Source organism: Duganella sp. AC917 (genome assembly GCF_979258245.1).
Window position 1 is genome coordinate 6,527,660 of record NZ_OZ409848.1, and the last position, 26,210, is coordinate 6,553,869.

General features: G+C 63.8%; 27 protein-coding genes. 13 read left to right on the forward strand and 14 right to left on the reverse strand.

Annotated elements, in window-relative coordinates:
- The first annotated feature begins 117 nt into the window (after nucleotides 1-117).
- Nucleotides 118-648 carry a PadR family transcriptional regulator gene (locus ACZ0BA_RS28475; protein ID WP_463454488.1) on the forward strand — a complete coding sequence of 177 codons (531 nt, stop codon included), beginning with the start codon at nucleotides 118-120 and terminating at the stop codon, nucleotides 646-648.
- Nucleotides 645-1,916, forward strand: a complete 1,272-nt coding sequence (locus tag ACZ0BA_RS28480; protein ID WP_463454489.1) for an MFS transporter — start codon at nucleotides 645-647, stop codon at nucleotides 1,914-1,916. The genes ACZ0BA_RS28475 and ACZ0BA_RS28480 overlap by 4 nt, the downstream gene beginning before the upstream one ends.
- A 6-nt stretch (nucleotides 1,917-1,922) precedes the next feature.
- Here the strand turns inward: ACZ0BA_RS28480 and ACZ0BA_RS28485 are convergent, their stop codons facing one another.
- The 3 genes from ACZ0BA_RS28485 to ACZ0BA_RS28495 all read right to left on the reverse strand — a co-directional run bounded on the left by ACZ0BA_RS28485 (nucleotide 1,923) and on the right by ACZ0BA_RS28495 (nucleotide 3,385).
- Nucleotides 1,923-2,492, reverse strand: coding sequence for a hypothetical protein (locus tag ACZ0BA_RS28485; protein WP_463454490.1), 570 nt, complete (start codon nucleotides 2,490-2,492; stop codon nucleotides 1,923-1,925).
- Nucleotides 2,493-2,572: 80 nt separating this feature from the next.
- A complete protein-coding gene (locus ACZ0BA_RS28490) occupies nucleotides 2,573-2,773 on the reverse strand; it encodes a hypothetical protein (RefSeq protein WP_463454491.1) in 201 nt (66 codons plus the stop codon).
- 3 nt (nucleotides 2,774-2,776) lie between these two features.
- Complete coding sequence (locus ACZ0BA_RS28495; protein ID WP_463454492.1) at nucleotides 2,777-3,385, reverse strand: class I SAM-dependent methyltransferase; 609 nt, start codon at nucleotides 3,383-3,385, stop codon at nucleotides 2,777-2,779.
- A gap of 197 nt (nucleotides 3,386-3,582) precedes the next feature.
- On the opposite strand from ACZ0BA_RS28495, the gene ACZ0BA_RS28500 reads away from it, so the two are divergent.
- From ACZ0BA_RS28500 to ACZ0BA_RS28515, 4 genes are all read left to right on the forward strand, one after another.
- Entirely contained in the window at nucleotides 3,583-4,491 is a 909-nt protein-coding gene (locus ACZ0BA_RS28500) for a 2-dehydro-3-deoxygalactonokinase (RefSeq protein ID WP_463454493.1), read from the forward strand.
- A gap of 2 nt (nucleotides 4,492-4,493) precedes the next feature.
- Entirely contained in the window at nucleotides 4,494-5,114 is a 621-nt protein-coding gene (locus ACZ0BA_RS28505) for a 2-dehydro-3-deoxy-6-phosphogalactonate aldolase (protein WP_463454494.1), read from the forward strand.
- A gap of 26 nt (nucleotides 5,115-5,140) precedes the next feature.
- Nucleotides 5,141-6,025, forward strand: coding sequence for an SMP-30/gluconolactonase/LRE family protein (locus ACZ0BA_RS28510; RefSeq protein WP_463454495.1), 885 nt, complete (start codon nucleotides 5,141-5,143; stop codon nucleotides 6,023-6,025).
- A gap of 138 nt (nucleotides 6,026-6,163) precedes the next feature.
- Nucleotides 6,164-7,153 carry a glycoside hydrolase family 53 protein gene (locus tag ACZ0BA_RS28515; protein WP_463454496.1) on the forward strand — a complete coding sequence of 330 codons (990 nt, stop codon included), beginning with the start codon at nucleotides 6,164-6,166 and terminating at the stop codon, nucleotides 7,151-7,153.
- An 18-nt stretch (nucleotides 7,154-7,171) separates the two neighbouring features.
- Here ACZ0BA_RS28515 and ACZ0BA_RS28520 read toward each other — a convergent pair whose 3' ends face one another.
- Nucleotides 7,172-7,606, reverse strand: coding sequence for a VOC family protein (locus ACZ0BA_RS28520; protein WP_463454497.1), 435 nt, complete (start codon nucleotides 7,604-7,606; stop codon nucleotides 7,172-7,174).
- A gap of 166 nt (nucleotides 7,607-7,772) precedes the next feature.
- Between ACZ0BA_RS28520 and ACZ0BA_RS28525 the strand changes: the two genes are divergently transcribed.
- The 3 genes from ACZ0BA_RS28525 (at nucleotide 7,773) to ACZ0BA_RS28535 (ending at nucleotide 9,163) form a co-directional block, all read left to right on the forward strand.
- The gene (locus ACZ0BA_RS28525) at nucleotides 7,773-8,198 is read left to right on the forward strand and encodes a DUF7684 family protein (protein ID WP_463454498.1); all 426 of its coding nucleotides are present in this window, start codon (nucleotides 7,773-7,775) and stop codon (nucleotides 8,196-8,198) included.
- A 113-nt stretch (nucleotides 8,199-8,311) separates the two neighbouring features.
- Nucleotides 8,312-8,797 carry a hypothetical protein gene (locus ACZ0BA_RS28530; RefSeq protein ID WP_463454499.1) on the forward strand — a complete coding sequence of 162 codons (486 nt, stop codon included), beginning with the start codon at nucleotides 8,312-8,314 and terminating at the stop codon, nucleotides 8,795-8,797.
- A gap of 12 nt (nucleotides 8,798-8,809) precedes the next feature.
- On the forward strand, nucleotides 8,810-9,163 hold the full coding sequence (locus ACZ0BA_RS28535) for a hypothetical protein (protein ID WP_463454500.1): 354 nt from the start codon (nucleotides 8,810-8,812) through the stop codon (nucleotides 9,161-9,163).
- A 12-nt stretch (nucleotides 9,164-9,175) separates the two neighbouring features.
- On the opposite strand, the gene ACZ0BA_RS28540 is transcribed toward ACZ0BA_RS28535, so the two are convergent.
- The 5 genes from ACZ0BA_RS28540 to ACZ0BA_RS28560 form a co-directional block, all read right to left on the reverse strand.
- Nucleotides 9,176-9,667, reverse strand: coding sequence for a hypothetical protein (locus ACZ0BA_RS28540; RefSeq protein ID WP_463454501.1), 492 nt, complete (start codon nucleotides 9,665-9,667; stop codon nucleotides 9,176-9,178).
- A 134-nt stretch (nucleotides 9,668-9,801) separates the two neighbouring features.
- Nucleotides 9,802-11,451, reverse strand: a complete 1,650-nt coding sequence (gene groL, locus ACZ0BA_RS28545; protein ID WP_363502872.1) for a chaperonin GroEL — start codon at nucleotides 11,449-11,451, stop codon at nucleotides 9,802-9,804.
- 49 nt (nucleotides 11,452-11,500) lie between these two features.
- Nucleotides 11,501-11,791 (reverse strand): co-chaperone GroES, encoded by a 291-nt coding sequence (groES, locus tag ACZ0BA_RS28550; RefSeq protein ID WP_008451606.1) that lies wholly within the window; start codon nucleotides 11,789-11,791, stop codon nucleotides 11,501-11,503.
- 253 nt (nucleotides 11,792-12,044) lie between these two features.
- The gene (locus ACZ0BA_RS28555; protein WP_463454502.1) at nucleotides 12,045-13,187 is read right to left on the reverse strand and encodes a YdcF family protein; all 1,143 of its coding nucleotides are present in this window, start codon (nucleotides 13,185-13,187) and stop codon (nucleotides 12,045-12,047) included.
- A 5-nt stretch (nucleotides 13,188-13,192) separates the two neighbouring features.
- On the reverse strand, nucleotides 13,193-15,709 hold the full coding sequence (locus ACZ0BA_RS28560) for a TonB-dependent receptor (protein WP_463454503.1): 2,517 nt from the start codon (nucleotides 15,707-15,709) through the stop codon (nucleotides 13,193-13,195).
- A gap of 136 nt (nucleotides 15,710-15,845) precedes the next feature.
- Between ACZ0BA_RS28560 and ACZ0BA_RS28565 the strand changes: the two genes are divergently transcribed.
- The gene (locus ACZ0BA_RS28565; protein WP_463454504.1) at nucleotides 15,846-16,970 is read left to right on the forward strand and encodes an ROK family transcriptional regulator; all 1,125 of its coding nucleotides are present in this window, start codon (nucleotides 15,846-15,848) and stop codon (nucleotides 16,968-16,970) included.
- An 11-nt stretch (nucleotides 16,971-16,981) separates the two neighbouring features.
- Nucleotides 16,982-18,337: an MFS transporter gene (locus ACZ0BA_RS28570; RefSeq protein ID WP_463454505.1), complete on the forward strand. Its 1,356-nt coding sequence runs from the start codon at nucleotides 16,982-16,984 to the stop codon at nucleotides 18,335-18,337.
- Nucleotides 18,338-18,436: 99 nt separating this feature from the next.
- Here ACZ0BA_RS28570 and ACZ0BA_RS28575 read toward each other — a convergent pair whose 3' ends face one another.
- The 5 genes from ACZ0BA_RS28575 to dgoD form a co-directional block, all read right to left on the reverse strand.
- A complete protein-coding gene (locus ACZ0BA_RS28575; protein ID WP_463454506.1) occupies nucleotides 18,437-19,210 on the reverse strand; it encodes an SDR family oxidoreductase in 774 nt (257 codons plus the stop codon).
- A 9-nt stretch (nucleotides 19,211-19,219) separates the two neighbouring features.
- Nucleotides 19,220-20,203, reverse strand: a complete 984-nt coding sequence (gene araH, locus ACZ0BA_RS28580; protein ID WP_463454508.1) for an L-arabinose ABC transporter permease AraH — start codon at nucleotides 20,201-20,203, stop codon at nucleotides 19,220-19,222.
- A complete protein-coding gene (araG, locus tag ACZ0BA_RS28585; RefSeq protein ID WP_463454509.1) occupies nucleotides 20,200-21,756 on the reverse strand; it encodes an L-arabinose ABC transporter ATP-binding protein AraG in 1,557 nt (518 codons plus the stop codon). Before araG ends, araH begins: the two co-directional genes overlap by 4 nt.
- Before the next feature lie 3 nt (nucleotides 21,757-21,759).
- Nucleotides 21,760-22,710 (reverse strand): arabinose ABC transporter substrate-binding protein, encoded by a 951-nt coding sequence (locus ACZ0BA_RS28590; RefSeq protein ID WP_463454849.1) that lies wholly within the window; start codon nucleotides 22,708-22,710, stop codon nucleotides 21,760-21,762.
- 161 nt (nucleotides 22,711-22,871) lie between these two features.
- Nucleotides 22,872-24,020, reverse strand: coding sequence for a galactonate dehydratase (dgoD, locus tag ACZ0BA_RS28595; RefSeq protein WP_463454510.1), 1,149 nt, complete (start codon nucleotides 24,018-24,020; stop codon nucleotides 22,872-22,874).
- A gap of 217 nt (nucleotides 24,021-24,237) precedes the next feature.
- Here dgoD and ACZ0BA_RS28600 point away from each other — a divergent pair, with 217 nt between their 5' ends.
- Nucleotides 24,238-25,194: an SMP-30/gluconolactonase/LRE family protein gene (locus ACZ0BA_RS28600; RefSeq protein ID WP_463454511.1), complete on the forward strand. Its 957-nt coding sequence runs from the start codon at nucleotides 24,238-24,240 to the stop codon at nucleotides 25,192-25,194.
- Between the two features lie 49 nt (nucleotides 25,195-25,243).
- Nucleotides 25,244-26,206 carry a LysR substrate-binding domain-containing protein gene (locus ACZ0BA_RS28605; RefSeq protein WP_463454512.1) on the forward strand — a complete coding sequence of 321 codons (963 nt, stop codon included), beginning with the start codon at nucleotides 25,244-25,246 and terminating at the stop codon, nucleotides 26,204-26,206.
- Nucleotides 26,207-26,210: the final 4 nt, after the last annotated feature.

The window sequence follows — 26,210 nt, forward strand, 5'->3', positions numbered from 1 at the left end:
ACCATGGTCTGCCTTTTTTTTCGGCTGTTACAAATCGTCGCTTGAATTGTATGGAAAACACGCTAAGATATATCTTAATAAGTTATATCTTAACTTGTTATATCGAAAGGATACAAAATGTTTAGATTCTCACATCACGCACATCATCCCCACGCAGCCCATGGTCCGCATCACGGCGGTGGCGGCGGCGGTCGCGGTCGCGGTCCCAAAATGTTCGATGCCGGCGCCATGCGCTACATCGTGTTGCAGCTGATCTCGGAGAAGCCGCGCCATGGCTACGAGATCATCAAGGAGCTCGAGCAGCGTTCCGGCGGCGGCTATTCGCCCAGCCCGGGCGCGATCTATCCGCTGCTGTCGATGCTGCTCGACATGGGCCATGTCGCCGCCAGCCCCGACGGGAACAAAAAGCTGCATACCATTACCCCGGAGGGCGAGGCCTTCCTGGCCGAGAACCGCCAGTTCGTCGATGCCATCGTGGCGCGCATGAGCGATCCCGCCGAGTCGCGCGACGATCTGCGCACGATCATGCATGAGCTCAAGCACGCGGTCATCGCGCAGGGACAGGAAAACCATCCGAGTGCGGCCAAGCTGGAGCATATCCGGGCGATCCTGCGCCGCACGACGGCCGAGATCTTGGCGCTGGAATGAGCATGGCCGTTCCTCCTTCCGCAATCCCGACCCCGACCCTGGCCCCGGCGCGCGAGCGCTTGGTGCTGTGGTTGCTGGCGCTGACCCAATTCACCGTCATCATGGATTTCATGGTGATGATGCCGCTGGCGCCGCAGCTGATGCAGGCCTTTACCATCACGCCGGCCGCCGTGTCCGGCGCGGTGTCGGCCTATGCCTGGTGCGCCGGGCTGTCCGGCCTGCTGGCGGCGATGTATATCGACCGCTTCGACCGCAAGCAATTGCTGTTGTGGATGTTCGCGCTGTTCACCTTGTCGAACCTGGCGTGCGCCATCGCCCCCAATTTCCACGTGCTGGTGTTGTCGCGGGCGTTCGCCGGCGTGACCGGCGGCGTGCTCGGCGCGATCGTCATGGCCATCATCGGCGACCTGATTCCGGGCCATCGGCGCGGCGCCGCCACCGGCATCGTGATGACGTCGTTCAGCCTTGCGGCGGTGGTCGGCGTGCCGGCCGGCGTGATGCTGGCCGCGCATTTCGGCTGGGCGTCGCCGTTTTATCTGCTGGTGCTGTTCTCGCTGGTGATCTGGGCGCTGGCCGCTCGCGCGCTGCCGCCCATTGCGGGCCACCTGACGCAGCGCGTGCCGCTGTCGGCGGTGCTGCCGAACCTGATCGGCCTGTATCGCGTGCCCAACCATTTGCGGGCGTTCGCGCTGTCCTTCGTCAACATGACGACCGGTATGCTGGTGATCCCGTTTATCTCGCCTGTGTTGGTGAGCAACCTGGGCGTGAAGCCGGCGGAGATCACCTATGTGTATCTGGCTGGCGGCCTGGCCACCTTGGTCAGCGCGCGCCTCGTGGGCAAATGGTCCGACCGCGCCGGCGCGCACAAGGTGTATCGCTATCTGGCGCTGTTGTCGGTGCTGCCGATGATGTTCATGACGCACATGCCGGCCATGCCGCTGATCGCGGTGATCCTGTTCTTCCCGTTCTTCATGACGGCCGTGTCGGGACGCACCATTCCGCTGCAGGCGCTGATGACGACCGTGCCGGAGCCATCCAAACGCGGCGCTTTCCTCAGCGCCAACGCGGCGATCCAGCAGCTGGGCAGCGGCGTTGGCGCCTTGTTGGGCGGCATGACCCTGCACACCGACGCGGCCGGCCACATCCTCGGCTACGGCTGGAACGGCTGGATCGCGGCCGGCCTGACGGTGTTTTCGGTGTTGTGGGTGGGGAAGGTGGCCAGCGCGGCGGGCGCGACGCCGGCGCCGCAGGAGCGCAAGGCGGCGTAGGTCCGCTTAGCCGTCGATGTTGATGCGCTTTTCCGGATGCTTTTCCCGGCGCCAGCGCGCCAGGCTGATGACTTCGTCGTTGGTGGCGTCTTCGACCAGGATCTCGTCGTCGCTTGACGAGACCAGGAAGCTTTCCCAGCGCTGGGCCGATTCGGCGCTGTTTTCGACAAAGCTGAACTGCCAATAGCTTTTGCCGTTGAGCTTGCGCGGGGTCGGATCGTATTCGATCAGCGCGCCGCGCACCTTGCCGCCCGAGCTTTTTTCCAGCATCGACGACCACTGTTGCAGTTCCGGCAGCGCCATCAGCGCGGCCGAGGCTTGTTCCTTGGTGCGAGTGGCCTTGGGTTCGGCCGGCGCGGACGGCTCGCTGGCTGCCGGACGCGGCGTGGGCGCGCGCGGCGCCTTGCTGGCCGGCGGCGCCTGGTTGGCGACGACCGGCGCGGCCGGCTTGACCGGCGCCGGCGGTACGGCGGCCGGCTTGTTGTTGGTAACATAAAGACCCACGCCGATGGCCAGCGCGACGGCGGCGGCGCCGGCGATGGCCAAGGTACGGGGGGACGGAGAGCGAGATGCCATAAGGGATAGCCTGGACTATTTTGTTGACGGCCATACTAAACCAAAGGCATCCATCGGGCAACTTCAACCCTCCAGTTCGCCTATGAAAGCGCGTGTTTTTGCAGGAAACAGCAGATATTAGGCGTCAGCATGCCCGGACCGATGCCGAGCTGGCGCGCCAGCCATAGCAGCGGCTGCAGGCTGCGGACGTCGGCGCCGCCGCGCAAACGCGAGCGCAGCAGGAAATTATCCGGCTGCGCGGTGTCCAGATTGTCGTAGTGGGGGCCGAAGCCGCGCCGCATCGCCTACGGCCAGACGCCGCGCGGCAGCGGTTTGCCGACCAGGCGGTCGCACCAGCGCGGCAGGTAGTTGACCAGCCAGCGGCCGCTATGCGCCTCGCGCGGCCAGATGCGGTTGCTCGAGCCGGTCAGCAGGATCAACCCGCCCGGCGCCAGCACGCGGTCGAGCTCGCGCTGTACGGCCGGCAGCTCGGCCGGCGCGACGTGTTCCAGCACGCTGTTGCAGGCGATCAGGCTGAACTGGCCGTCGACGAAGGGCAGGCGGCGCGAGTCGGCCACGTGCGCGAAGTCGATGTTGTCGATGCCGTAGCGCTCGGCGTTCAGGCGCGCCAGCGCGACCCAGTCGGCCGAATCGTCGGTGGCCCAGACCTTGGCGCCCAGGTAGGAAAACAGGATGGCCGAGGCGCCGATGTTGCAGCCGAACTCGAGGATATGCATGTCCGGCAGGCGCGAGGGCATCACTTCCAATACCATGCGCAGCTGATCCCATTCATAATCGACCCTGCCGCCGACCCACGGGTCGCGCGGCTGCAGCCCGAGCTGGTGCGCCAGCGTGTCGAAATCTTGCTGCTTGGTATGTTGCGGGGGCTGCTCTGTGGCCGGGGCGCTGTCCATGGAACCTCCTGAAGGTGAACGCGTCTCAACTATAGGAGGCTAGCCGCCGGCAACGCTTGTTGTAGCGCAAACGGGTCGGGCGTCACCGGATCGCAGATGTCTATATTATTTTGGTATCAGTCGCGCGACATATTTCATTGGCGGCACTATGGCCATTTTTGTACCATCTTCGCAGTATAAGAAAAGGACTTTAACTAGTGGAAAAGACAATTCTGGGCGTCGACTGGGGTACCAGCAACCGGCGCGCTTATCTGATCGACCAACAAGGTGTGTGCCTGGCGGAACACGAGGACGGCCAGGGCATGCTGGCGGTCGGCGGACGCGAGCGTTTCAGCGCGTCGCTGGACGGCTTGCTCGACGCGATGCACCTCGATAACGACATTCCGGTGATCATGTCCGGCATGGTCGGCAGCGCCTCCGGCTGGCAGGAAGTGAACTACCTGGACGCCGCCGTGCCGCTGACCGAGTTGCCGCAACATCTGGCGCCCGTCACCGATCCGGCGTGGGCCGGCCGCTCCCATATCGTTCCCGGTTATTGCTACCGCAACGGCGCCGCCGTCGACGTGATGCGCGGCGAAGAAACCCAGCTGCTCGGCGCCGTGGCGCTGGGCAAGCGCGACGGCTGGCTGGTGTTGCCTGGCACCCATAGCAAATGGGTGCTGCTGCGCGACGGCGTGATCCAGTCGATCGCCACCTACATGACCGGCGAACTGTTTGCCATGTTGTCGGCCGGCGGCACGCTGTCGTCGATGATGTCCGGCGACACCACCGACGCCGAAGGCTTCGCCGCCGGCCTGAACCAGGCGGCGCACAACGAGCCGCTGTCGAACACCTTGTTCCGCGTGCGCGCCGGCGTCGTCTCGCGCACCTGGCCGCAGCAGCAGGCCGCCGCCGTCGTCAGCGGCTTGCTGATCGGCGCCGAGTTCGCCGCCGCCGCCCGGCAAGTCCCGGCCGACGGCAGCGGCGCCGGCATTACCGTCATCGGCTCGCCGGCGCTGGCCGCCCGTTACGCCGCCGCCGCCGCGCACTTCGGCCTGCGGTGCGACGTGCTCGATCCCCATCACGTGTACTGCACGGCGATTTCCCAATTCATCAAGCAGGACTGATCATGACTATTTCCCATCCCACCACTCCGCTGGTCGCCATTCTGCGCGGCCTGCAACCAACCGAAGCCGTCGCAGTGGCCCAGACGCTCTTCGACGCCGGTTTCCGCGCGCTGGAAGTGCCGCTGAACCGTCCTGGCGCGCTCGAGTGCATCGCGTCGATGGTCAAGCTGAACCTGCCGGATACGCTGGTCGGCGGCGGCACCATGCTCAGCGTCGACCATGTCGAAGCGGTATATGCCGCCGGCGGCCGTTTGCTGGTTTCCCCGAATTGCAACCCTGCCGCGATCCGCCGCGCCGCCGACCTGGGCATGTATTGCGCCCCGGGCGTGGCCACGCCGACCGAGGCGTTCGCCGCGCTGGACGCCGGCGCCCACGCGCTCAAACTGTTCCCGGCCGAGATGATCGGTCATGGCGGCCTGAAGGCCCTGCTCAGCGTGGTGCCGGCCGGCACCCCGATGTGGCCCGTCGGCGGCATCACGCCAGAAACGATGGCGGGTTGGGTCAAAGTCGGCGCGAGCGGCTTCGGCATCGGCGGCGCGCTCTACACGCCCGGCGTGACCCTCGAGCAGCTCGGCGAGCGCGCGACGGCGTACGTCAACACCTGGCGCGGCCTGTCCGCCTGATTCTCTCCATCCTGGGATAAATACGAATGAGCAAGCATGACGTGCAATGTCTGTGGGAAGTGGGCGCGCAACTGGGCGAAGGCCCGTTGTGGGTGGCGGAGCAAAACCGCCTGTATTTCGTCGACCTGAAGAATCAAAAACTGCACGCGCTGGACACCGTCAGCGGCGAGCGTCACAGCTGGAGCATGCCGGACTTCATTTGCTGGCTGATCGCCCGCAAGGACGGCGACGGTTTCATGGCGGGCCTGCGCGACGGCATCGCCCGCGTCTGGCTCGAGCCTGAGCTGCGCATCGAATACCTGGCGCGTCCGTTCCCCGAAGGCAGCAGCCTGCGCATGAACGACGCCAAGGTCGACGGCGCCGGCCGCATCTGGGCCGGCTCGATGCACAACACCGATTACGACCAGGCGATCGGCAAGCTGTTCCGCCTCGACAAGGATTTGACGTTGACCGTGGCCGACGAGGCCTATCACATCTGCAATGGCCCGGCGTTCAGCAACGACGGCGCCACGATGTACCACACCGACAGTTTCGAGGGCCGCACCTACGCCTACCCGCTGGCGGCCGACGGCACCTTGGGCGAGCCGCGCGTGTGGCGCCAGTTTGAATACGACGTCGAAGGCGCGCCCGACGGCATGACGGTCGACAGCGAAGGCTGCGTCTGGATCGCGCAGTGGGGCGGTTCCCGAGTTTGCCGCTACTCGCCGCAAGGCGAACTGCTGGAAACCGTTACCGTTCCGGTGCGCAATCCGGCCTCGTGCACCTTCGGCGGTCCCGATCTGAAGACCTTGTTCATCACCACCGCCAGCGAAGACAACACGCCCGAGCAACTGACCGAGTTTCCGTTGACGGGCGCGCTGTTCGCGGTGCGGGTGGAAGTGGCCGGCGTTCCCGCCGCGCGCTTCGGTTAATCAGTAGCCGCGCCGGCAGCACGCCGGCGCGCAATCCAGATGTGTTCGGATGCCGCGCGACGCGGCGGGGGAGGGTGCGCACAGGTGGCCGGTCACGCAGCATGGTAGCAACATAAAAAAACAAACACTGGAGACACAATGAAATTCAAGAATCTGCTTGCCGCAATCTGCGGCGTGGCGATGGGCGTTGTCGCGTCCGTCGGCTCCGCACAAACGTTCGCCAACGGCGCCGATGTCGGCTGGGTCAGCCAGCAGGAGTCGAGCGGCTATTCCTTCTATAACAGCAGCGGCGTCAAAACCGACCCCTTCGTGCTGCTGAAAAACCTGCAAATCAATTCGATCCGCCTGCGCGTGTGGGTCAACCCGAGCGGCGGCTGGAACAATGGCGCCGACGTTCTGTACAAAGCCAAGCGCGCCGCCGCCCAAGGGCAACGCATCATGATCGACTTCCACTACAGCGACAGCTGGGCCGATCCGGGACAGCAGACCAAACCGGCCGCCTGGGCCAACCATACGCTGGCGCAGCTGAACAACGACGTCTACAGCCACACGCAGGGCATCCTGAGCTACCTGAAGACCAACGGCATCAACGTCGAATGGGTACAGGTCGGCAACGAGATCAACAGCGGCATGCTGTGGCCGGAAGGTAAGACGACCAGCTTCGGCAACCTGGCCGGCCTGATCAACAGCGGCTACAACGCCACCAAGGCCGTGTATCCGAACGCCAAGGTGATACTGCACTTGGCCAATGGCCACGACAACGCGGTGTTCCGCTGGTTCTTTGACGGCGTGAAAAATGCCGGCGCCAAGTGGGACGTGATCGGCATGTCGCACTATCCGCCGGCGTCGGACTGGGCCAACTACAACAACCGTATTTCCACCAATATGTGGGACATGGTGTCGCGTTATGCCAAGCCGGTCATGGTGACCGAGGTCGGCATGGACTGGACCCAGGCTGCCACCTCCAAGGCCATGATCGCCGATTTGCTGAGCAAGACCAAGGCGCTGGGCTCGAACGGCTTGGGCGTGTTCTACTGGGAGCCGCAGGGTTATCCGGGCTGGCAGGGCTACACCATGGGCGCGATCGACGCCAGCGGCAAGTTCACCATCGCGCTGGATCCGTTCTAAGCCATACCGTCCGGAGCATCACGTCGCGGCTTGTTGGGCCGCGACGCTCAATGTCCAGTTGACGCCGAAGCGGTCTTTCAGCATGCCGAACAACGGTGTCCATTGCGCCGATTGCAGCTCCGCCGTGACGGCGGCGCCGGCGGACAACTTGTCCCAATAGGCACGGACCTCGTCTGGCGTTTTTGCCTCCACCGCGACCAGAAAGGCGTTCTCGCCCTGGTTCCAGGGCGTGTGCGACGGCACGTCGTAGGCCATCACGCGGAAGCCGGTATCGGCCGCCACTTGGCCCCACACCACCTGATCCGCTTCCGCTTCGTTGGTCACCTGGTTGAAGTCCTTATACGTCATGGCATTGACCTGTCCGCCGAATACGGATTGATAGAAGTCGAGCGCTTGGCGCGCATGGCCGCGAAAGTTTAAGTGGATAACGGCGCTGACGGTTGCTGGTTTCATGTTGAACTCCGGTTGAAAAAAGAAAGTCATTCTAGCCAGCGGCACCGTCAGTTTCTGTCAGGAGTGGACGCCTGCCGCCGCCGATGTCGGCGGAGGCGCCGATGGATTTGCGGTATCGGCGAAATCGGGTGAGAATGCGTCGCTTGACCATTACAGCGGCGCCATCATGCAGAAACCATCGATCAGATATTTACACCTCGCTCCGGAAAACGACCTGCCGGTACTGGAAGGCTTGACCGCCTTCAAAGCCATCGTCATGGTCGAGGCGGAAGTGCCCGAGATGACGCGCTGGGATGTCAGCCGCTGGCTCGTCGAGTCCGGCTGCAGGTATGCGCTCGCGTGGGGCGATCAATGCGAGGCCTGGCGCGAATCGATCGACGACGCCAGCCTTGAGGCGACAGACTACGAGGACGTGCCGGAAGACCAGCAATTGCTGGCCACCGCGCATGAGGACGAGGACTTGAGCGAGGTCTTCTGGTTCGCCAAACACCGTGCCTCGCATCCCGCGCTGGAACTGTCCGAGATATTGATCCTGCACATCGCCGACGAGCCCCGGCGCGAAGAGATCGAAGCGCAGTTCCGCGACGCCTGAGTCTTCGGCGCCTTCATGATGGCGATCAAACGCTGAGCGCACCCGGCAAAAGGACGGCGGAACGCAGGCTTATCATCAAAGCCCACGTTCCCGCTGCGACGGAGTCCGGCATCATGAATCACAAGCGTATTTACTATTCCTGCTGCACGACGCTCGCCTACTTCATTTGTGAGCGCTATTACGGCAAGCATCATTACGTCTGGTGCACGCCTTATTTCGATGCTTCTTCGCGCATGAGTCAGAACAATTGTGTGCCAACGACGTCTAACCCAAGGGATATCTACTGGAGCCTTAAAAAAGAAGTGGACGGCGGCGATTTACATTCGTTGAAAATAGCTCGGAACAGAATGAAAATACAGCACGGTGCCGACGCAAAGCTTGCCGCAAGTGTGATCGGTGCGCAAGCGTATCAGGAGATACTAGAGATCGTCATGCTAGCTCAGCTACATGAGTTCAAGCCGCTGTTGCTGGTGATTCCTGGCTTGCCGGTCTCTCGGTTGCTAAAGCCGGTCATTGTCCGGGACCGTGCGAACGTGCTGTCCGAAGAATTTATTATCGAAAGCCTGCCCAGAAAGCTTTTTGATGCCATTGAACTCTAACGGGAGATGATGATGAATTGGCTTCCCCTTGTCGAATCGGTTCCGCGCATGGTGGCGACCGAAGCAATTTATTATTGCATGCGTGCGCTCGAACAGGTCAGTGTACCGGTGATGTTAAAGCATGATCATTTTCGCAATACGCTCATGAGCAAGCCAACCCCTGAAGCCGTTGAGCTCGCCAAGAAAATACTAGGAAAAATCGAAGAAGTCGAAGGGACCGATCTCGATCATCTCGATCAGCAGAAGGCCGATATGTATACGTGCGAGCTGGGCGCCGCCGGGGATGAACTGATCCTGCGCATGGAAGGCTTTAACCGCGAGCGCGGGGCCGAGTTGGTGCGGCAGCTATTCCACAGCGAGCAATAGAGCGGCCAGCGCTTACACCGCTGTGTGCCGCCGCAGATCCAGCCCCAGCGCGGCCTTGCGCAGGCGGCCGTTGCGGCGCACGTAATCGAACGCGCCGCGGGTGTCGTACATCAGCTGGTAGTGGTAATAGTTGATGTGCTCCAGCACGGCGAAGGCCAGCAGGCCGCACGACCACCACAGGTCGGCGGAGCCACCACCGCTCAACGCGATGAGCGTCGCCACCCCGGCGATCGCCACGATGTTCGAATATTTAAAAAAGCGGTACAGCGGCTGGAAATACGAAGGGAAGGGCTGACGCAGCACCGTCGACTGCAACTTCAGCTGCCAATACAGCATGCCCTGCAACAGGATGTAGACGACCGTCGCCATGGCGGCGCACCGCATTCCCCATGCCACCGTATCGTCCGATGCCTCCCACACCATACAAAAGACAGTGGGCAAGCCGATGGCGGCGAAGCCTTCGCCGTTGCGCAAATAGGTCATCCGGGCGCGTATCGACTGCATGTGTTGGCCTCTTGTTGCGGAATTGTCAACTCTATCACAGCAACACGATCAGAGCATAAAAAAAAGCCAGCTTCCGAAGAAGCTGGCTTTTCCGTGCAGCGAGGTGACTCGGCCTTAGCCGAGCCGGCCGGCAATTACATCATGCCGTCCATACCACCCATGCCGCCCATGCCACCCATACCGCCCATGCCGCCGCCGGCTGGCTTGTCTTCGGTGACTTCGGCAACCATGCAGTCGGTGGTCAGCATCAGGCCGGCGATCGACGCTGCGTTTTGCAGTGCCGAACGGGTGACCTTGGCTGGATCCAGCACGCCCATTTCAACCATGTCGCCGTAGGTGCCGTTGGCGGCGTTGTAACCATAGTTACCCGTGCCGGCCAGAACCGCAGCAACAACGACCGAAGCTTCTTCGCCGGCGTTTTGGACGATCATACGGAGTGGCTCTTCCATGGCGCGCAGAACGATCTTGATACCTGCGTCCTGGTCCGGGTTGTCGCCTTTGATGGTGATCGAAGCGCGGGCGCGCAGCAGGGCTACGCCGCCGCCTGGCACGATGCCTTCTTCCACTGCGGCGCGGGTAGCGTGCAGTGCATCTTCAACGCGGGCTTTCTTTTCTTTCATTTCAACTTCGGTGGCGGCACCGACTTTGATCACGGCAACGCCGCCGGCCAGCTTGGCCACGCGCTCTTGCAGTTTTTCACGGTCGTAGTCCGAAGTCGCTTCTTCGATCTGCACGCGGATTTGCTTGACGCGGCCTTCGATACCTTCAGCCTGGCCAGCACCGTCGATGACGATGGTGTTTTCTTTGCCGACTTCGATACGCTTGGCTTGGCCCAGCTCTTCCAGCGTGATTTTTTCCAGGGTCAGGCCGACTTCTTCAGCAACCACTTGACCGCCGGTCAGGATCGCGATGTCTTCCAGCATGGCCTTGCGACGGTCGCCGAAGCCTGGGGCCTTGACGGCGCAGGTTTTCAGGATGCCACGGATGTTGTTCACAACCAGGGTCGCCAGTGCTTCGCCTTCGATGTCTTCGGCGATGATCAGCAGTGGACGGCCGGCTTTAGCGACTTGTTCCAGTACCGGCAGCAGATCGCGGATGTTCGAGATTTTCTTGTCGCACAGCAGGACGAATGGATTGTCCAGGATTGCGACTTGCTTTTCCGGGTTGTTGATGAAGTATGGCGACAGGTAGCCGCGGTCGAACTGCATACCTTCAACGATGTCGAGCTCGTCGTTCAGCGACTTGCCGTCTTCCACGGTGATGACGCCTTCCTTGCCGACTTTTTCCATCGCTTCAGCGATGCGCTCGCCGATCGATGCGTCCGAGTTGGCCGAGATCGAACCGACTTGGGCGATTTCCTTGGTGGTGGTGCATGGACGGGCGATCGCGGCGATCTGCTCGACGGTGGCGGCGACCGCCTTGTCGATGCCGCGCTTCAGGTCCATTGGGTTCATGCCGGCGGCAACGAACTTCATGCCTTCGCGCACGATGGCCTGGGCCAGCACGGTCGCGGTGGTGGTGCCGTCGCCGGCGTTGTCGCTGGTGCGGGAAGCAACTTCCTTGACCATTTGCGCGCCCATGTTCTGCAGCTTGTCTTTCAGTTCGATTTCTTTAGCGACCGACACGCCGTCTTTGGTGACGGTCGGGGCGCCGAACGAACGTTCCAGCACGACGTTGCGGCCTTTAGGGCCCAGGGTGACTTTAACGGCGTTGGCCAGGATGTTGACGCCTTCGACCATTTTGGCGCGCGCTGCGTCGCCGAAGATTACTTCTTTAGCTGCCATGTTGTTTCTCCAGAATTAGGTGATGAGTGGAACCGCGTGCCAAGTGGATTTACTTGACGACGATTGCCATGATGTCTTCTTCGCGCATGACCATCAGTTCTTGACCGTCAACTTTGACGGTCTGGCCGGCGTATTTGCCGAACAGAACGCGGTCGCCTACTTTGACATCCAGCGGACGGACTTTGCCATCTTCGAGAATCTTGCCATTGCCGACGGCGAGCACTTCGCCTTGATCCGGTTTTTCAGCGGCCGCATCAGGGATGATCAGGCCGGACGCAGTTTTGGTTTCCTGGTCGAGGCGTTTGACGATTACGCGATCGTTCAAAGGGCGAAGGTTCATACAAAACTCCTTAATTAACAATGTACAGTTTGTTGTTGTGCCGAACTTGCTTAAATGCCTAGATTGCCACAACGAAAAGTTGTCGAGGATGCTGTTAGCACTCTCTCGGAACGAGTGCCAATTATAGGGACGACCCAACGGTATTTCAAGGCGCATACCTTGAGAAGGCGCAAAAAAGAAGGAGAATGTTGCAAAGTTGACTATCATTTGCAAGCGTTCGCGGCCTTTAGCGGCGAACGCTTGCATGGTTTGGTCACGGATCGAGCGGGTCCAGCGGATCGATGCGCAGCGATTTGGCCGACGGCCGGAAGGTCAGCTCGGTGGGCGACAACCGCGTGCCGACCGTTCCGGGCATGTAGCCGAGCTCTTTTTGGTTGCGCGAGGCGAACTCGGCACTTTCTATATAGCGGCTCTGGTTGGTGTAAGTGACGATCAGGCTGTCCTTGTCCAGCGGCGCGCCCATGGCGATCAGCCGCCGGGTCACGTTGCGCAGATTGGTCGTGGTGTGGCGCGCGTACGGCTCGATGATGATGGACTCGGCCGGCACGCCGAAGCGCTCGATCAGCGCCTTGCGCATTTCCACCGCCTCGACGAAGCGGGTGCCTTTCGGGTGCACCGAGGCGCCGCTCAGGATGATGAACGGCGCCTCGCCGTCGGCGAAGCGCTTGGCGGCCAGCCGCACGTTCCACTTGCCGCGCGCGCTCAACGCCATGCCCGGATTTTCCGGTCCGATGCCCGGAATGATGATCGCCGAGTAACGGTACAGCTTCCAGTCGATGATATTCGCGCGCCCGATGGCGCCGCCGTTGTGGGCCAGGTCCAGCGGCTCGAAGGCGACCGCGTCGTTGCGATCGTTGGCATCGAGCAGCGCGAGCGCGAGCGGCAGGCTGGGATCGAGCGGCAGCGCCGGATCGTCCTCGCTGGCCCGGGCCAGGGACAGCGCGTCGCTGACGGCCGCGTTGAACAGCGTACTGCCGGGCGTATCGATCGGCCCGTCGACCAGCGGGTAGCGCGGCGCCGCGCCCTGGCCGTACACCTGGATGATGCTGTTGAGTCCGCGCAGTTCGCGGGTGACCTGGGCTTGCGCGCCGTCGTCGGCCAGTGTCGATTTGCGCCACGCCGCCGCCGGCGCCTTGGCCGCTTTGGCCGCCAGGTCGTTAATTTCGGCGTCGGTCCACAGGCTGGCGCCCAGCACGCACGCGGTGTCCTGCTTGCAGGCGTCGATGCGCGCGCGGCGCTCGGCCGGCGCTGCTGGGCGGGGCCGCGCCGCGCCCAGGTCCACCAGCGCGGGGAACAGCTGATTGGCCAGCAGCGACCAGTGCTTGTCGCGCACCGGCGCGGCCTGCGCCTGTTGCACCAGCAGCAGGGAGATGGCGATAAGTGTTTGCTTTATCATCTGGTTCACCATGCCTTGCTCATCACGAGACGGAAGCTGCGGCCGAACACCGGCCGTCCGTAGATCGCTTCCTTGCTGCCCTGTCCGCCCAGCGCGTCGGTGCGGGTGTTGCCTTCGGTCAGGCCCTTGGCGTTGGTCAGGTTGTCGCCGACGACCTGGACCCGCCAGTCGCCCCGGCTGACCGAGACGCCGGCGCCGATCGAGTGGTAGGCCGGCATCGCCGTGGCCTCGAAGAAGTCGACGTAGCGCTTGCCGGTATAGGCGTAACTGCCGTACAGCTCGACAAGGTTGGCGCCGACGTTGAAGTTGTAATTCGGGCGGATGTTGCCGAACACCCTGGGCTCGCGGATGATCTGGTTGCCCACCACTTTGGATGGATCGGCGCCGGTGGCGCTGACGAACTGCCGGTACTGCGGGTCCTGCAAGGTCAGCGAGCCGTTGATGTAGAAGCGCTCCGTCAGGTGCACCGCGCCGTCGAACTCGGCGCCGCGCACCACCGCCTTGCCGAAGAACGGCAGGGTCTGGTCATTGCGGCCGGTGAGCGGGTTGAAGGCGGCGAACGAGGCGTTGAGCGGATCGAATTGCGTGTAGAAGCCGGTCACGTACAGATAGGACTTGCCGGCGTTCATCTTGAAGCCGACCTCGTACTGGTCGGCCTTGGTCGTCAGCACCAGCGGGTCGACCGAGGAGGCCACCTGCATGGACGGCGGCACCTCCAGGTGCGACATCCGGACGTAGCCGCCGAAGCGCGCCGAGAAGTCGTAGTTGGCGCCGAGCGTCCAGTTGACCGTGTTGGTGTTGTACTTGTGCGCCTGGCGGGCGCCGGTGAAGGCGCGCGTGGTGTCGTCGGCCAGGGTGGCCGGATCGCCCAGGTTCACCTGTTTGGTCAGCAAGGCGTAACCGTCGTAGTGGTAGCGCTCCTTGCGCACGCCGCCGTCGAGCCGCAGCCCGTCGATGACTTCCCAGGTGTCGTTCAGGTAGAGCGCGCCCATCCTGGCGTCGACATCGCCCTGGTTCAATGTGGTGCTGTAGCGCAGCACACCGTTGTCGGTCACCGAGCCGAGCGCCGCGCCGGAGGCGGAGTAGGCGATCAGATCGAGGGTGCGCGGCTTGCCCTGCACTTCGATCAGCATGTCGTTGTAGACGGTCTTGCTGGTCAGGCCGTAGCCGCTGCCGTAGAAGCCGAGCTTGACGTCGTGGTTGCCCAGGCCGGTCTGGAAGTTGCGGGTAAGGTTGATGTCGGCCTGGTTCGAATAGAAATCCGATCCGCCGGCGCGGTATTGCGCCTGCATCACCAGGCCGGACGCCGCCGCCGGATTGTAGACCTGCGCGCCGTTGCCGCCGGCGATGGCGTATCCCAGATGATCGACCGCGCCGAACGCGCTCCTGGCCGCGCCCAGGAAGCCGTTGGCGAACGCGGTGGCGTCTGCCGGGTTGGAGGTGGAATAGAAGGCGTCGAAGTCCAGCGTGCCCTTGGTCATGCCGCCCTTGGCCGACAGCTGCCACTTGCCGATGTCGCCTTCATAGCGCACGCCGAGGTTGCCGTACTCCATGTGGCGGCCGCTGGCCAGGTCGCGCGTGTCGGTTTGCAGCTTGCCGCTGCCGTCCAGGTACTTTTGCGGCACGGCGCGCAGCGACGGCGAATTCATCGTGCCGTCGAAGTAGTCGATGTACTTGTCGAGCGAGACGGCCGGATTGCGCGGATCGGCGATCGGGATCGGCAGATAGAAGGTGTTGTGGTCGTTCAGGTAATTGGCGCTGACGGTCAGCGTGCCCGACTCCAGCACGCGTTTGATGTTGCCGCGAATTTGTCCGCCGCGATCGTTGGGGAAACCGTTGTCGCGGTGGCCGTCGTCCTGGCGCACGAAGCCGCCGACCGCGTAAAAGGTTTTATCGTCGATCTTGCCGGCCTGGTACAGGTCGAGCCGTCCGAGGCCGGTGGTGCCCAGCGTGACCTGCGCCTTGCCCTTGGTGGTTTCGGTGCCGGTCACCGTTGCGCTGTTGACGATTGCCGCCGCCTGGCTGGCGTAGATCGACGCCGGTCCGCCGCGCACCACCTCAAGCGACTTGGTCATCAGGTCGTAGCGGTTCAGGCTGTCGCCACGGAAGAAGAAGCCGTTCATTTCCGTGAACAGCGGCAGACCGTCCTGCTGGAACAGCGCGAGGCCGTCGTCGGTCGGAATGCCGCGCACGCGGGTGATGTTCTGCACCTCGCCGCCGGTTGCTTCCACCTGGATGCCCGGCAGCTTGCCCAGCAGGTCGGCCATGTTTTGCGGCGCCAGTTTTTGCACGTCGTTCTGCGACAAGGCATTGACCGCGTACGAGACGTCGAAGCGGCGCTGCGGCCGCGCCGATCCCGTCACCACCACGCTGGTGATATCCGCTTCCTGGCTGGCCGACGCTGCGGGCGCGGGCGTCGCGCTTGCCTCCGCCGGTGCTGTTTGGGCCAGGGCAGGGCCGGCGGCAACGCACATGGCGCCGATTGCCCAGTTGCGGACCAGCGTTTTCTTTCTCTTCAACATAGATTTCTCCGGATGGATGAGTGGGCGGGATCGAGCGGAGTATAGCCACGCTATTGTGGTATAAATATTTATTACTTGTGAAATAAATAGAATATGACAACAGTGTTACAGATATTATCTTTATATAAATAATTACATGAAAATTTCGCGGGTAAAACTGTCTTCGGAAGAAAAACGCTTGCTGTGGGAGCTGCGGACCAAGGGGCCGTTGCCGCGCACCGAGCTCTCGATGGCGCTGCAGGTCAGCAACTCCGCCTTGACCAAGTTGTCGCGCAATCTGATCAGCATGGGGCTGGTGGAAGAACAGGCCTCTTCCGACGCCAGCGGTCGTGGCCGCCCGACCGTTCCGTTGGCGATAGCGGCCAGCGGCGGCTTCGCGGCGGGCGCGACGGTGCACAAGGGGGTGTTGGAAATCGCCCTGGTCGACTACGCCGGCGGTGTCATCGCCTTGACCAGCGAGGAGGTCGGCGCGCCGGACCCGCTGGCCTTTGCGCAACTGCTGGAGCAACGCATCACCGAGCTGTCGGTCAGGCACCGGCTGTTGGGCGGGCGCTTTCTCGGCGTCGGCATCGGCTTGCCCGGCCCGCCACGTGGGCGCGATGGCGAGGAATGGAACATCGTCAACGACCTGCCGGGTTGGCGCGGCGTGCCGCTGCGCCGTATCCTGGATGACGCGCTGGGCTTGCCGACCATGCTGGAAAACGACGCCAACGCCTCGGCGCTGGCCGAATACTATTTGAACGATGCGATACGCCGCTCCTCCACGGTAGTGGTGTTCCTGCTGGGGTATGGCATCGGCGCGGGCGTCATCGAGGACGGCCGCCTGCTCAAAGGCGAGTTTGGCGGCGCGGCCGAGATCGGCGGCTTGTATCCGATGGACCGGCCCCGTCCGACCACCATGGATCTGCTGTCGGTATTGCGCGAGGCGGGCTGCGAGGTCCAGTCGATCGCCCATTTCGACGAGGCGTGCGTGGGTCACGAGGCGGTGATCGAACGCTGGCTGGACCGCGCGGCGGAGCAACTGGAATCGGTGGTCAACAGCGCGATTGCCTGGTTCGATCCGGGCGAGATTGTTTTTTCCAGTCCGCTGCCGGCATCGGTCATGGCACGTCTTGCGGCCAGGTTGAACAACGGTCAGTTGCTCTGGCCCGGCCACCGGCAGCCCATCGAAATCCGGGTATCGCGCCTTGGCGGCAGCTCGATCGCGCTGGGCGCCGCGCTGCTGCCGATCCATGCGTCGACCGCAGTAACGTTCTGGTAGGCGGGCCACCCATGAAACGCTTTCGCCAGGTGCTGACGGCGGACCGGCATCTGATCGGCTATTCGAGCGGTAACTTCGGCAAGAATCTGTTGCTAAGCGGCGTGGACGTGACCCTGCTGTTTTTGCTCACGGACCGGCTGGGCATCGCCGCGCACCGCGTCGGCACCTTGATGCTGATTGTCTTCGCCGCCGACCTGGTGCTGGATCTGGGCGCCGGCCTGCTGGCGGCCTGGGCGCACAACCGGGGCATCGGCTACCGGAGCTTGATCGCTTGGGGCGCGCTACCTTGCGGCGCCGCGTTCGCCCTCATCTACAGGCTGCCTGCCCTGGCGCCGGGCAATATCCCGGAGATTGCGCTGGTCATCATTTGCTTTCGCGCGGCGTACGCGATCATCGATGTCCCGCACAACAGCCTGCTGGCGCGGGTGGCGACCGACGGCCGCGCTCGCGGCCGGGCGTCCGGCTATCGCACCGTGTTCAGCTCTGCCGCCAGCGTGGTCATCGCGAGCGTGCTGGTGCCGTACATGGGCGGCGCCGGCCAGCACGCCACCGCCGGACAGCTATCCCTGCTGGGCATGGCGGGCGGGGTGGTGTTTTGCGCCGTCATGTGTTTTTCGGCGTGGTCCGCGCGGGAGGAGGGCGCGGCCGGCGAACCGCGCCATGGGCCGGCGTCCAGCATCGCCTTCCTGCCCAAGCTGGACCGGTTGTTCGGCGCCATCGCCGTCGTCGCGCTGATGACCGGATTCGCCATTCCGGTGTTCACCAAAATGATGCTGCACCTGGCGACCTATGTGTTGAAGCAGCCCGGTCTTGCCGGCACGATCCTGCTGACCATCACGCTGGGGCAACTGGCCGGCGCCGCGCTGTGGATTTATCTGGTCCGGTACCGCGACAAGACCACGTTGCTGGCGATGAGCCATGCGGTCGCCATTGGCGGCATCCTGTGTTTTGCAATGGCCGGTGCGAAGCCGTCGTGGTGCTTGACGGTGGCGGCGTCGTTGATTGGCGTCGGTTTCGCCGGCGTGTTCATGCTGCCTTGGGGGATACTCGCGGACATCACCGATTTCGCGCAATTCCGCCATCGGGAGCGGCGCGAAACGGCCACCTTCGCCGCCATCCTGGTCATTTTGAAAGCGGGCGGCGCCGCTTCCCTGGCCACGGTGGGCTGGACCCTGGAGCATCTGGGCTACGTGCCCGGCGTGGCCCAGCCGGAATCCGTGATCCGGGGCATGAAGTGGCTCGCTTACGGTGTCCCGATCCTGGGCTCACTGGTGGCCATCCTCACGCTGCAACATCTTGCGATCGGACACCGGACGCACTCCCGGGTGCTGCGGGCGAACCGGCGGCAAGCCTCAACGGCTGCGTGAAAAATACCAGTCGAAGGCGTGGCGGATGGCGCACGCGAACAGCATCCTTTGCGCCGCCAACGGGGTGACGTCGAGCCGCCAGCCGCAGGATCGGCCGCTTTATTCGTGATACAGCTGCGAACGGCCGCCGTCGATCAGGATATCGGTGGCGTTGATGAACGGCGCCTCGTCGCTGGCCAGGAACAGCGCGGTGGCGGCCACTTCCTCCGGTGTGCCGAGGCGTTTGCACGGCAGCAGCGCGGCCTCGCGGGTGCGTTCGGCCTCCGGGTCGGGGAAGCTGGCGAAGTGGCGTTCGATCATGTCGGTGACGATCAGCCCCGGCGAGATCGAGTTGACGCGGATGCCGCGCGCTGCGTATTCGAGGCCGAGCGCCCGCGTCAAACCGATCAGCGCGTGCTTGGCGACCGGGTAGGGGAAGCAGCCGGGGATGATTTTGTGGCCGTGCACCGAGGCGATGTTGACGATGCTGCCGCCGCCTTGCGCCAGCATGGCGGGCAGCGCGGCGCGTGAGGCGTTCCAGGCGCCCTCCAGGTCGACGGCAAAGCAGCGTTTCCAGTCCTCCTCGCTCACGGTGAGCGGGTCGCGGAAGACATTCATGCCGGCGTTGTTGATCAGGATGTCGATTTTGCCGAAGCGCTCCACGGTGCGCGCGACCAGCGTTTCCATCGCGGCGCGGTCGGCGACGTCGGCTTCGATGAAGACGGTGCGTTGCGGGCCGAGTTCCGTTCTGATCGCGCGGGCGTGATCGTCGTCGCGGTGGCTGTTGAGGGTGACCAGCGCGCCTTCCGCCACAAAGCGGCGGGCGATGGCCGCGCCGATACCTTGTGTCGATCCTGTGACGATGGCGACTTTGTTGGATAAACGGTTGGCCATGTCGGACTCTTAACGTCGCTCGCCGCGCGTTTTCAACTGGTCCAGCAGCACCGCCAGCAGCAGGATTACGCCGCGCATCAGATACTGGTAAAACGCGTCGACGTCCATCAGGTTCATGACGTTTTCGACCGTGCCCATGATCAGTACGCCGATCAGCACGCCGAAGATGCGCGCCTTGCCGCCCTGGAGCGAGACGCCACCGAGCACGCAGGCCGAGATCACATCGAGCTCGAAACCCTGCGCCGCATTGGGCTGGCCGCTGGTGATGCGGGAAGCCAGGATCAGGCCCGCCATCGCGGTCACGAGGCCTTGCAACAGGAAGATCCACACGCGCAGCCGCTCGACGCGCACGCCGGCCAGGCGCGCCGCCTCCGGGTTGCCGCCGATGGCCAGCGTGTTGCGGCCGAAGACCGTCTGGTTCAGCAAAACGCCGAACACCACGAAGCAGCAGGCGCAAACCAGCACCGGCAGCGGCATGCCGAAGATGCGGGTGTCGCCGAAGTCGATAAAGGCGTCGTTGTTGATGCCGACCGCCTGCCCCTGCGAGACGATGAAGGCCAGCCCGCGCACCATCAGCATGGTCGCCAAGGTGGCGATCAAGGCATTCACGCGCAAATACGCGATCAACACGCCATTGAGCGCGCCGATCAGGGCGCCGGCCGCGAGACCGGCGCCGACGGCCAGCGCGACGCTGCCGCTGTGTTCCAGCACGATCGCGCCCAGCACGCCGGCAAAGGCGATGGTCGAGCCGACCGACAGGTCGAAGTCGCGCGAGGCGAGGCACAGCATCATGGTGCAGGCGACCATGCCGATCTGCGCCACCGACAGCATCAGGCCGACGACGTTGGTCACCGAGAAGAAGTTTTCGACGGTGACGGCCAGCACCGCGAACAGCAAGACATACGCCAGCGGCATGCTGTATTCGATCAGCCACTGACGCGAGACCAGGGGAGCCGCCGGCTTGGCGGCGGGAGTGATGGATGAGACATTCATGCGATGCTCCGGGTGTGAAGGGCAGGCGTTTCAAGATCGGCAGTGGCGGGGGACGGCACAGTGGCATCGGGCAGCGCCAGGCGCAGCACCTCGGTTTCGCTGGCGTCGGCGCGCGACAGTTCGCCGCAGATGGCGCCTTCGCGCATGACGATCACGCGGTCCGAGATGCCCAGCACCTCGGGCAGTTCGCTCGAGACCACGATCACGCAGCAACCGCGTTCGGCCACCTCGTGGATGATGCGGTAGATGTCGTTCTTGGCGCCGACGTCGATGCCGCGCGTCGGTTCGTCGAGGATCAGCACCTTCAATCCGGGTTCGGCCAGCCAGCGCGCCAGGATCACCTTCTGCTGGTTACCGCCGGAGAGCAGGCGGATCTCCTGCTGGCGGTTGGGCGTCTTGATGCGCAGCCGGGCGATGAATTCGTCGGCCAGCGCGGCTTCCTTCTTATGCCTCAGGAACAGCCCCGCGCGCAGGTCGATTCGGCGCACGCTGATGTTGATGTTCTCCGCCACCGAGGCCGTGGCCAGGATGCCTTGCTCCTTGCGGTCCTCGGGACACAGCACGATGCCGGCGGCGATGGCGTCGGTCGGTGCGCCGGTCGGCACGGTTGCGCCATCGAGCAGCACCTGGCCGGCGCTGCGCGGATCGGCGTTGTACAGCAACCGCATCAACTCGCTGCGGCCGGCGCCGACCAGGCCGAAAAAGCCCAGTACTTCGCCGCCGCGCACCGCAAAGCTTTGCGCGCCTTTCATGTGGTGGCCGTCGAGGCCTTGTATCTTCAGGCGCTCCTCGCCCAGCGCGCGCGGACGGTAGTCGTAGATGTCGCTCAGTTCGCGGCCGACCATGTCGCTGATCAGGCGGTCGCGCGGCACGTCGGCCATGACGTGGTGCGTGACGATCTTGCGGCCGTCGCGGAAGATAGTGCAGGCGTCGCACAGCGCGTACAGTTCCTCCAGCCGGTGCGAGATATAGATCAGCGTGCGGCCGTCGGCGCGCAGTTCGCGCACGAGGCGGAACAGGATCTCGGTTTCGCGGTGTGACAGGCTGCTGGTCGGCTCGTCGAAGGCGATGACCTGGGCGTCCTGCATGATGGCCTTGCAGATCTCGACCATCTGGCGTTGCGCGATCGACAGGTCGGCCAGCCTGGCGTCCGGCGCCAGGTCGACGCCGATGGCGGCCAGCTTCTCGGACACCATGCGGTAGGCCTTTGGCTTGTCCAGCAAACCAAAGCGGGTAGGCATGCGGCCCAGCAGCACGTTCTCCGCCACCGTCAGTTCGGGCACGTACTGCAGCTCCTGGTGGATCACGGCGATGCCGGCGCCGATGGCGTCCCTGGCGCTGGTGAAGCGGCACTCGGCGCCGTCGACCATCAGCCGCCCGCCGTCAGGTTTGTACTGGCCGCCAAGGATCTTCAGCAGTGTCGACTTGCCCGCGCCATTCTCGCCCAGCAGGCCATGCACCTGGCCGGCGTGCGCGTCGAAGCTCACGCCGTTCAGGGCTTTCACGCCGGGGAAGAATTTGCAGACCTCGTCGAATTGGAGGTAAGCCGCCATGGCTTACAGGCCCATTTGCTTGCGGACGTCGGCCTGGTTGGCGCGCGTCATCAGCATCCCCTTGGTCAGCACTTCGGCCGGCGGGGTTCCTTTTCCAGTGATCCAGTTGTACATGTTGACCGAGGTTTCATAGCCGTGCTGTTTTGCGCTGATCATGACCGAGCCGAAGAAGCCGGTCGGCGCCGGTTTGTTCAGCTCATTCTCGGCGGACTTGGCGCCGCCGATGCCAACGCCGACCATCGCGTCGGCCTTGATGCCGCGGCCTTCGGCGGCGCGCACGGCGCCCAGCACCGCTTCGTCGTTCAGGCCCACGGCCACCCAGTGCTTGAAGCGCGCGTTCTTGGTCAGCGCGATGTTGGCGGCGTTGAAGGCGCTTTCGGTGTCGGTCTTCGCTTGCGGCGCGTCGACGATGTTCGCGACCGGGAAGCCGGCGGCCTTCAACGCGTCGATGGCGCCGGTGGTGCGTTCCTTGGCGGTCGGCAGCTGGTCGTAGGCGACGCGGATCACGCCCACTTCGGCGACGTTCCATTTGCGGTTCTTGACTTCGGCGGCGATGCCTTCGCCGACCTGCTTGCCGATGGCGTAGCCGGAGATGCCCATGTACGGAATCGATGCAATCGGCTTGCCGCTGCCATCGACCAGGCGGTCGTCGACCGCGATCACTTTGAGGTTGTTGCGCTTGGCGGAGCGCTCGATGGCCTTGCCCAGTTTGACGTCCGGCGCGCAGATGACGAAGCCCTGGGCTTTTTGCGCGGCCAGGTTGTCGATCGCGGCGATCATTTTTTCGCCGTTGGGGATGCCGATCTTGACCAGCGTGAAGCCCTTGTCCTTGGCCGCCTGCTCGGCGTAGCGCCATTCGTCCTGGAACCACGGCTCCTCCGCCTGTTTGACGAGGAAGCCGATCTTGATGGGATCGGCGGCGTGGGCGATGCCGGTGAATGTGGTCGCGGCCATCAGGCACAACGATGCTGCGGCGAGCAAGGTACGTTTCATGCTAAGTCTCCGTTAGGTATTGTTTTCAGTGCTTTTTTCGATGCGCATATGTTTGCGCATTCGAGTTAATGCTTCGGGCAGAAAAAAGCCGGCGTCGAAGCGCCGGCTTGTTCACTACCGCATCACCATTCGGCGACGCTGCCATCCGCGTGGCGCCATACAGGGTTGCGCCAGTCGGGTGCGTTTTTGCTTGCGGCGATCACGCGTTCCTCGTCCACTTCCACGCCCAAACCTGGTTTAGGCAGCGGCTTGCAGAAACCGTCGGTGATCGTGAAGTCTTCCTTGTTGATCACGTAGTCCAGCAGCTCGCCGCCCTTGTTGTAGTGGATGCCCATGCTCTGCTCCTGCAGCACGGCGTTGTACGACACGAAGTCGACCGCCAGGCACGAGGCCAGCGCGACCGGACCCAGCGGGCAGTGCGGCGCCAGGGTGATGTCGTAGGCTTCGGCCATCGAGGCGATCTTCAAGCACTCGGTGATGCCGCCGGCGTGCGACAGGTCCGGCTGCACGATAGCCAGGCCGCCGGCCGCGAAGACGTTTTTGAACTCGAAGCGCGAGTACATGCGCTCGCCGGCCGCCAGCGGAATCGAGGTCATCTCGGCCAGGCGCGGGTAGTACTCGGCCTGCTCGGCCAGCACCGGTTCTTCGACAAACAACGGACGGAACTGTTCCAGCTCGCGCAACAGGGTCTTGGCCATCGGCGCGGCCACGCGGCCGTGGAAGTCCAGGCCGAATTCAATGGTGTTGCCGAACGCTTCGCGGATTTCCGCCACGCGCTGCACCGCCTTGTCGACGGCCGCCGAGGTGTCCAGCATGCCCAGTTCCTCGGTACCATTCATCTTGAAAGTATCGAAGCCGCCGGCCTTGAGTTTGGTGATCTGTTCGATGATGTCCGACGGACGGTCGCCGCCGACCCAGCTGTACATCTTCATGCGGTCGCGCACCAGGCCGCCCAGCAGTTCGTACACCGGCTTGCCCATCACTTTGCCCTTGATGTCCCACAGCGCCTGGTCGATACCGGCGATGGCGCTCATCAGGATCGCACCGCCGCGGTAGAAACCGGCGCGGTACATGGTCTGCCACAGGTCGTTGATGCGGGCCGGGTCGGCGCCGATCAGATACGGTTCCATTTCCTGGACGGCCGTCTCCACGGTGCGCGCGCGGCCTTCGATGACCGGTTCGCCCCAGCCGACCACGCCTTCATCGGTCTCGATTTTCAGCAGCATCCAGCGCGGTGGAACACGGTACGTCGTCAGTTTGGTGATTTTCATAGGAGAGAGAATAAGTTCAGGGAACAGCGCTCAGTCTAAGCTTCCTCCCTAGACGGGAAATATGATTAATTCAACATGAGCCATATCATTATCGAATAGCAGAAATAAGCCAGGAAGCTATCTGATATCAGCATACCTGATAGTGGTAAATTCATATCAATTTTAATACCTGTCCCTTTAGACTGGCACCACTTTATCTTCCCGGAGCGCGGCCAGCATGTTCGATTCCAGTACGCATGTCGCATCGACACCCGGCATCATGCTGCTGCGCGTCGGCCAGGCCGGCAGCGCCCTGCGTTGGGACCCCGCCGGCCGCTGCTGGCGCTGGCCGGATCCGCAAGGCGGCCAGTTGTACGCCTGGCCGGCCCCGGCCGGCATGCCCAGCGGCCTGCGCCTGCTGGAAAACGCCTGCGTGATGGCCTGCTGCAGCTCCGGCCGCGTGCTGCTGGGGCAGGGCAAGCGCCTCGGCATGGTCGATTTGCCATCGCCGGGCCAGGCCAGCCGTCCGCTGCAAAGCCAGGTGTTGTTGACGGTGGACGCGGCCGAGCCGCGCACGAGCATCAGCGACGGCTGCACCGACCGCGGCGGCAATTTCGTCTTCGGCACCGCCAACACCGCCAGCGACCAGCGCGCCATCGGCAGTTTTTACCAATATTCGCACCAGCACGGCCTGCGTCGGCTGGCGTTGCCGGTGGTGGTGCGCGCCGGCGGCATCGCCTTCAGCAAGGACGGCCGCCGCATGTACTTCGCCGACGCCGCCCAAGGCGACATCATGCAATGCAATTACGATTCCGAGCGCGCCAAGGTGTCCGACGTGAAAACGTTTGCACCCGTGCTGGCGCCCGGGCCCGGCGCGGCCGTGGTCGACAGCGGCGACCGCTTGTGGAGCGTGCAGGGCGGCGCGCTGGTGCAATACGCGCCGCACGGCGGGGCGCTGCGCCGCATCGGCATGGCGCGCGAGGCCGCAGCCGGCGTGGCCTTCGGCGGCGAGGGGCTGCGCCAGTTGCTGGTGCTGGGCGCGAACGGCGGCCTGTACGGGCTGCCGCCGGACCTGTCGCCCGATTTGCCGGCGGATTTGGCGCGCCATCCGCCCCGGGGTTTGCCGGACGTGCCGTTCGACGATGGCGGCGCCGCCCGCTTCGCCGTTCTGCCAGGACCCGCCATCGGTGATTGACGCTGCACCAGCCCGCCATATATGATGGGCGATCAAAATAATCACCCCTATGACCGATTCCCGCTCAGACCGCTTTGTTCGTTCCCACCTGAAAACCCGCCATCTGGTCTTGCTGGTAGAACTGGGCCGTCACGGCTCCATCGCACACGCGGCGCAAGCCGCCAACCTGACCCAACCAGGTGCGTCCAAATTACTGGGCGAGCTTGAACACGCGCTTGGCGTTCAGTTGTTCGAACGCCTCTCGCGCGGCGTCTCGCCGACCTGGTACGGGAAAGTACTTATCCGGCGCGCCGGCGCGGCGCTGGCCGAGATGGACGCCGCCCACCAGGAGGTGATGGAACTGTTGTCCGGCCTGCGCGGGCGCGTGGGCATCGGCACCGTGCTGGCGCCGGCCACCAGCCTGGTGCCGAAGGCGATCAACCTGCTCAAGTCGCGCCACGCGCGGGTGCACGTCGCGGTCAAGATGTCGACCAGTAAAGTGCTGGTGGAGCGCTTGCGCAGCGGCGAGCTCGATCTGGTGGTCGGCCGCATCCTCGACACGGCCGCCGCCGACGAACTCAATTTCGAACCGCTGACGGACGAACCGCACCTGCTGATCGCGCGCAGCGGCCATCCGCTGGCCACCCGCACCGACCTGCAACTGGAAGAGCTGATGCACCAGTGCTGGGTACTGCCGCCGGCCGGCAGCATCCTGCGCGACCGCCTGACGGCCTTGTTTTTATCGCACGGCCTGGAGCAGCCCGGCGAGACCGTGGAGACGCAAGATCTGCCGGTGGTGGCGAGTCTGTTGATGAGCAGCGACATGGTGGTAGCGCTTCCGGCGGATGCCGTGCAGGCGTATCTGCAGGCTGGCCTGATGACGGTGCTGCCGTTTGATCTGGGCGTGAGCATGGACTCGTTCGGCATCGTCACGCGCAAACGGCACCAGCTCTCGCCTGGCGCGGATGCAATGTTGTCGGCTTTACGCGACGCCGCCGCCAGCATGTATCCGGATTATCACGCCCCGTTGTAACACG

What these genes read in the sequence shown, in the direction of transcription:
- ACZ0BA_RS28520 (WP_463454497.1), bottom strand. Translation starts at nt 7,606, where the DNA reads ATGAAACCAGCAACCGTCAGCGCCGTTATCCACTTAAACTTTCGCGGC.
- ACZ0BA_RS28505 (WP_463454494.1), top strand. Translation starts at nt 4,494, where the DNA reads ATGACTATTTCCCATCCCACCACTCCGCTGGTCGCCATTCTGCGCGGC.
- ACZ0BA_RS28605 (WP_463454512.1), top strand. Translation starts at nt 25,244, where the DNA reads ATGACCGATTCCCGCTCAGACCGCTTTGTTCGTTCCCACCTGAAAACC.
- ACZ0BA_RS28480 (WP_463454489.1), top strand. Translation starts at nt 645, where the DNA reads ATGAGCATGGCCGTTCCTCCTTCCGCAATCCCGACCCCGACCCTGGCC.
- groES (WP_008451606.1), bottom strand. Translation starts at nt 11,791, where the DNA reads ATGAACCTTCGCCCTTTGAACGATCGCGTAATCGTCAAACGCCTCGAC.
- ACZ0BA_RS28540 (WP_463454501.1), bottom strand. Translation starts at nt 9,667, where the DNA reads ATGCAGTCGATACGCGCCCGGATGACCTATTTGCGCAACGGCGAAGGC.
- ACZ0BA_RS28590 (WP_463454849.1), bottom strand. Translation starts at nt 22,710, where the DNA reads ATGGCCGCGACCACATTCACCGGCATCGCCCACGCCGCCGATCCCATC.
- ACZ0BA_RS28490 (WP_463454491.1), bottom strand. Translation starts at nt 2,773, where the DNA reads ATGCGGCGCGGCTTCGGCCCCCACTACGACAATCTGGACACCGCGCAG.
- dgoD (WP_463454510.1), bottom strand. Translation starts at nt 24,020, where the DNA reads ATGAAAATCACCAAACTGACGACGTACCGTGTTCCACCGCGCTGGATG.
- ACZ0BA_RS28495 (WP_463454492.1), bottom strand. Translation starts at nt 3,385, where the DNA reads ATGGACAGCGCCCCGGCCACAGAGCAGCCCCCGCAACATACCAAGCAG.
- ACZ0BA_RS28485 (WP_463454490.1), bottom strand. Translation starts at nt 2,492, where the DNA reads ATGGCATCTCGCTCTCCGTCCCCCCGTACCTTGGCCATCGCCGGCGCC.
- ACZ0BA_RS28515 (WP_463454496.1), top strand. Translation starts at nt 6,164, where the DNA reads ATGAAATTCAAGAATCTGCTTGCCGCAATCTGCGGCGTGGCGATGGGC.
- ACZ0BA_RS28600 (WP_463454511.1), top strand. Translation starts at nt 24,238, where the DNA reads ATGTTCGATTCCAGTACGCATGTCGCATCGACACCCGGCATCATGCTG.
- araH (WP_463454508.1), bottom strand. Translation starts at nt 20,203, where the DNA reads ATGAATGTCTCATCCATCACTCCCGCCGCCAAGCCGGCGGCTCCCCTG.
- ACZ0BA_RS28535 (WP_463454500.1), top strand. Translation starts at nt 8,810, where the DNA reads ATGAATTGGCTTCCCCTTGTCGAATCGGTTCCGCGCATGGTGGCGACC.
- groL (WP_363502872.1), bottom strand. Translation starts at nt 11,451, where the DNA reads ATGGCAGCTAAAGAAGTAATCTTCGGCGACGCAGCGCGCGCCAAAATG.
- ACZ0BA_RS28555 (WP_463454502.1), bottom strand. Translation starts at nt 13,187, where the DNA reads ATGATAAAGCAAACACTTATCGCCATCTCCCTGCTGCTGGTGCAACAG.
- ACZ0BA_RS28575 (WP_463454506.1), bottom strand. Translation starts at nt 19,210, where the DNA reads ATGGCCAACCGTTTATCCAACAAAGTCGCCATCGTCACAGGATCGACA.
- ACZ0BA_RS28525 (WP_463454498.1), top strand. Translation starts at nt 7,773, where the DNA reads ATGCAGAAACCATCGATCAGATATTTACACCTCGCTCCGGAAAACGAC.
- ACZ0BA_RS28510 (WP_463454495.1), top strand. Translation starts at nt 5,141, where the DNA reads ATGAGCAAGCATGACGTGCAATGTCTGTGGGAAGTGGGCGCGCAACTG.
- araG (WP_463454509.1), bottom strand. Translation starts at nt 21,756, where the DNA reads ATGGCGGCTTACCTCCAATTCGACGAGGTCTGCAAATTCTTCCCCGGC.
- ACZ0BA_RS28570 (WP_463454505.1), top strand. Translation starts at nt 16,982, where the DNA reads ATGAAACGCTTTCGCCAGGTGCTGACGGCGGACCGGCATCTGATCGGC.
- ACZ0BA_RS28530 (WP_463454499.1), top strand. Translation starts at nt 8,312, where the DNA reads ATGAATCACAAGCGTATTTACTATTCCTGCTGCACGACGCTCGCCTAC.
- ACZ0BA_RS28560 (WP_463454503.1), bottom strand. Translation starts at nt 15,709, where the DNA reads ATGTTGAAGAGAAAGAAAACGCTGGTCCGCAACTGGGCAATCGGCGCC.
- ACZ0BA_RS28475 (WP_463454488.1), top strand. Translation starts at nt 118, where the DNA reads ATGTTTAGATTCTCACATCACGCACATCATCCCCACGCAGCCCATGGT.
- ACZ0BA_RS28565 (WP_463454504.1), top strand. Translation starts at nt 15,846, where the DNA reads ATGAAAATTTCGCGGGTAAAACTGTCTTCGGAAGAAAAACGCTTGCTG.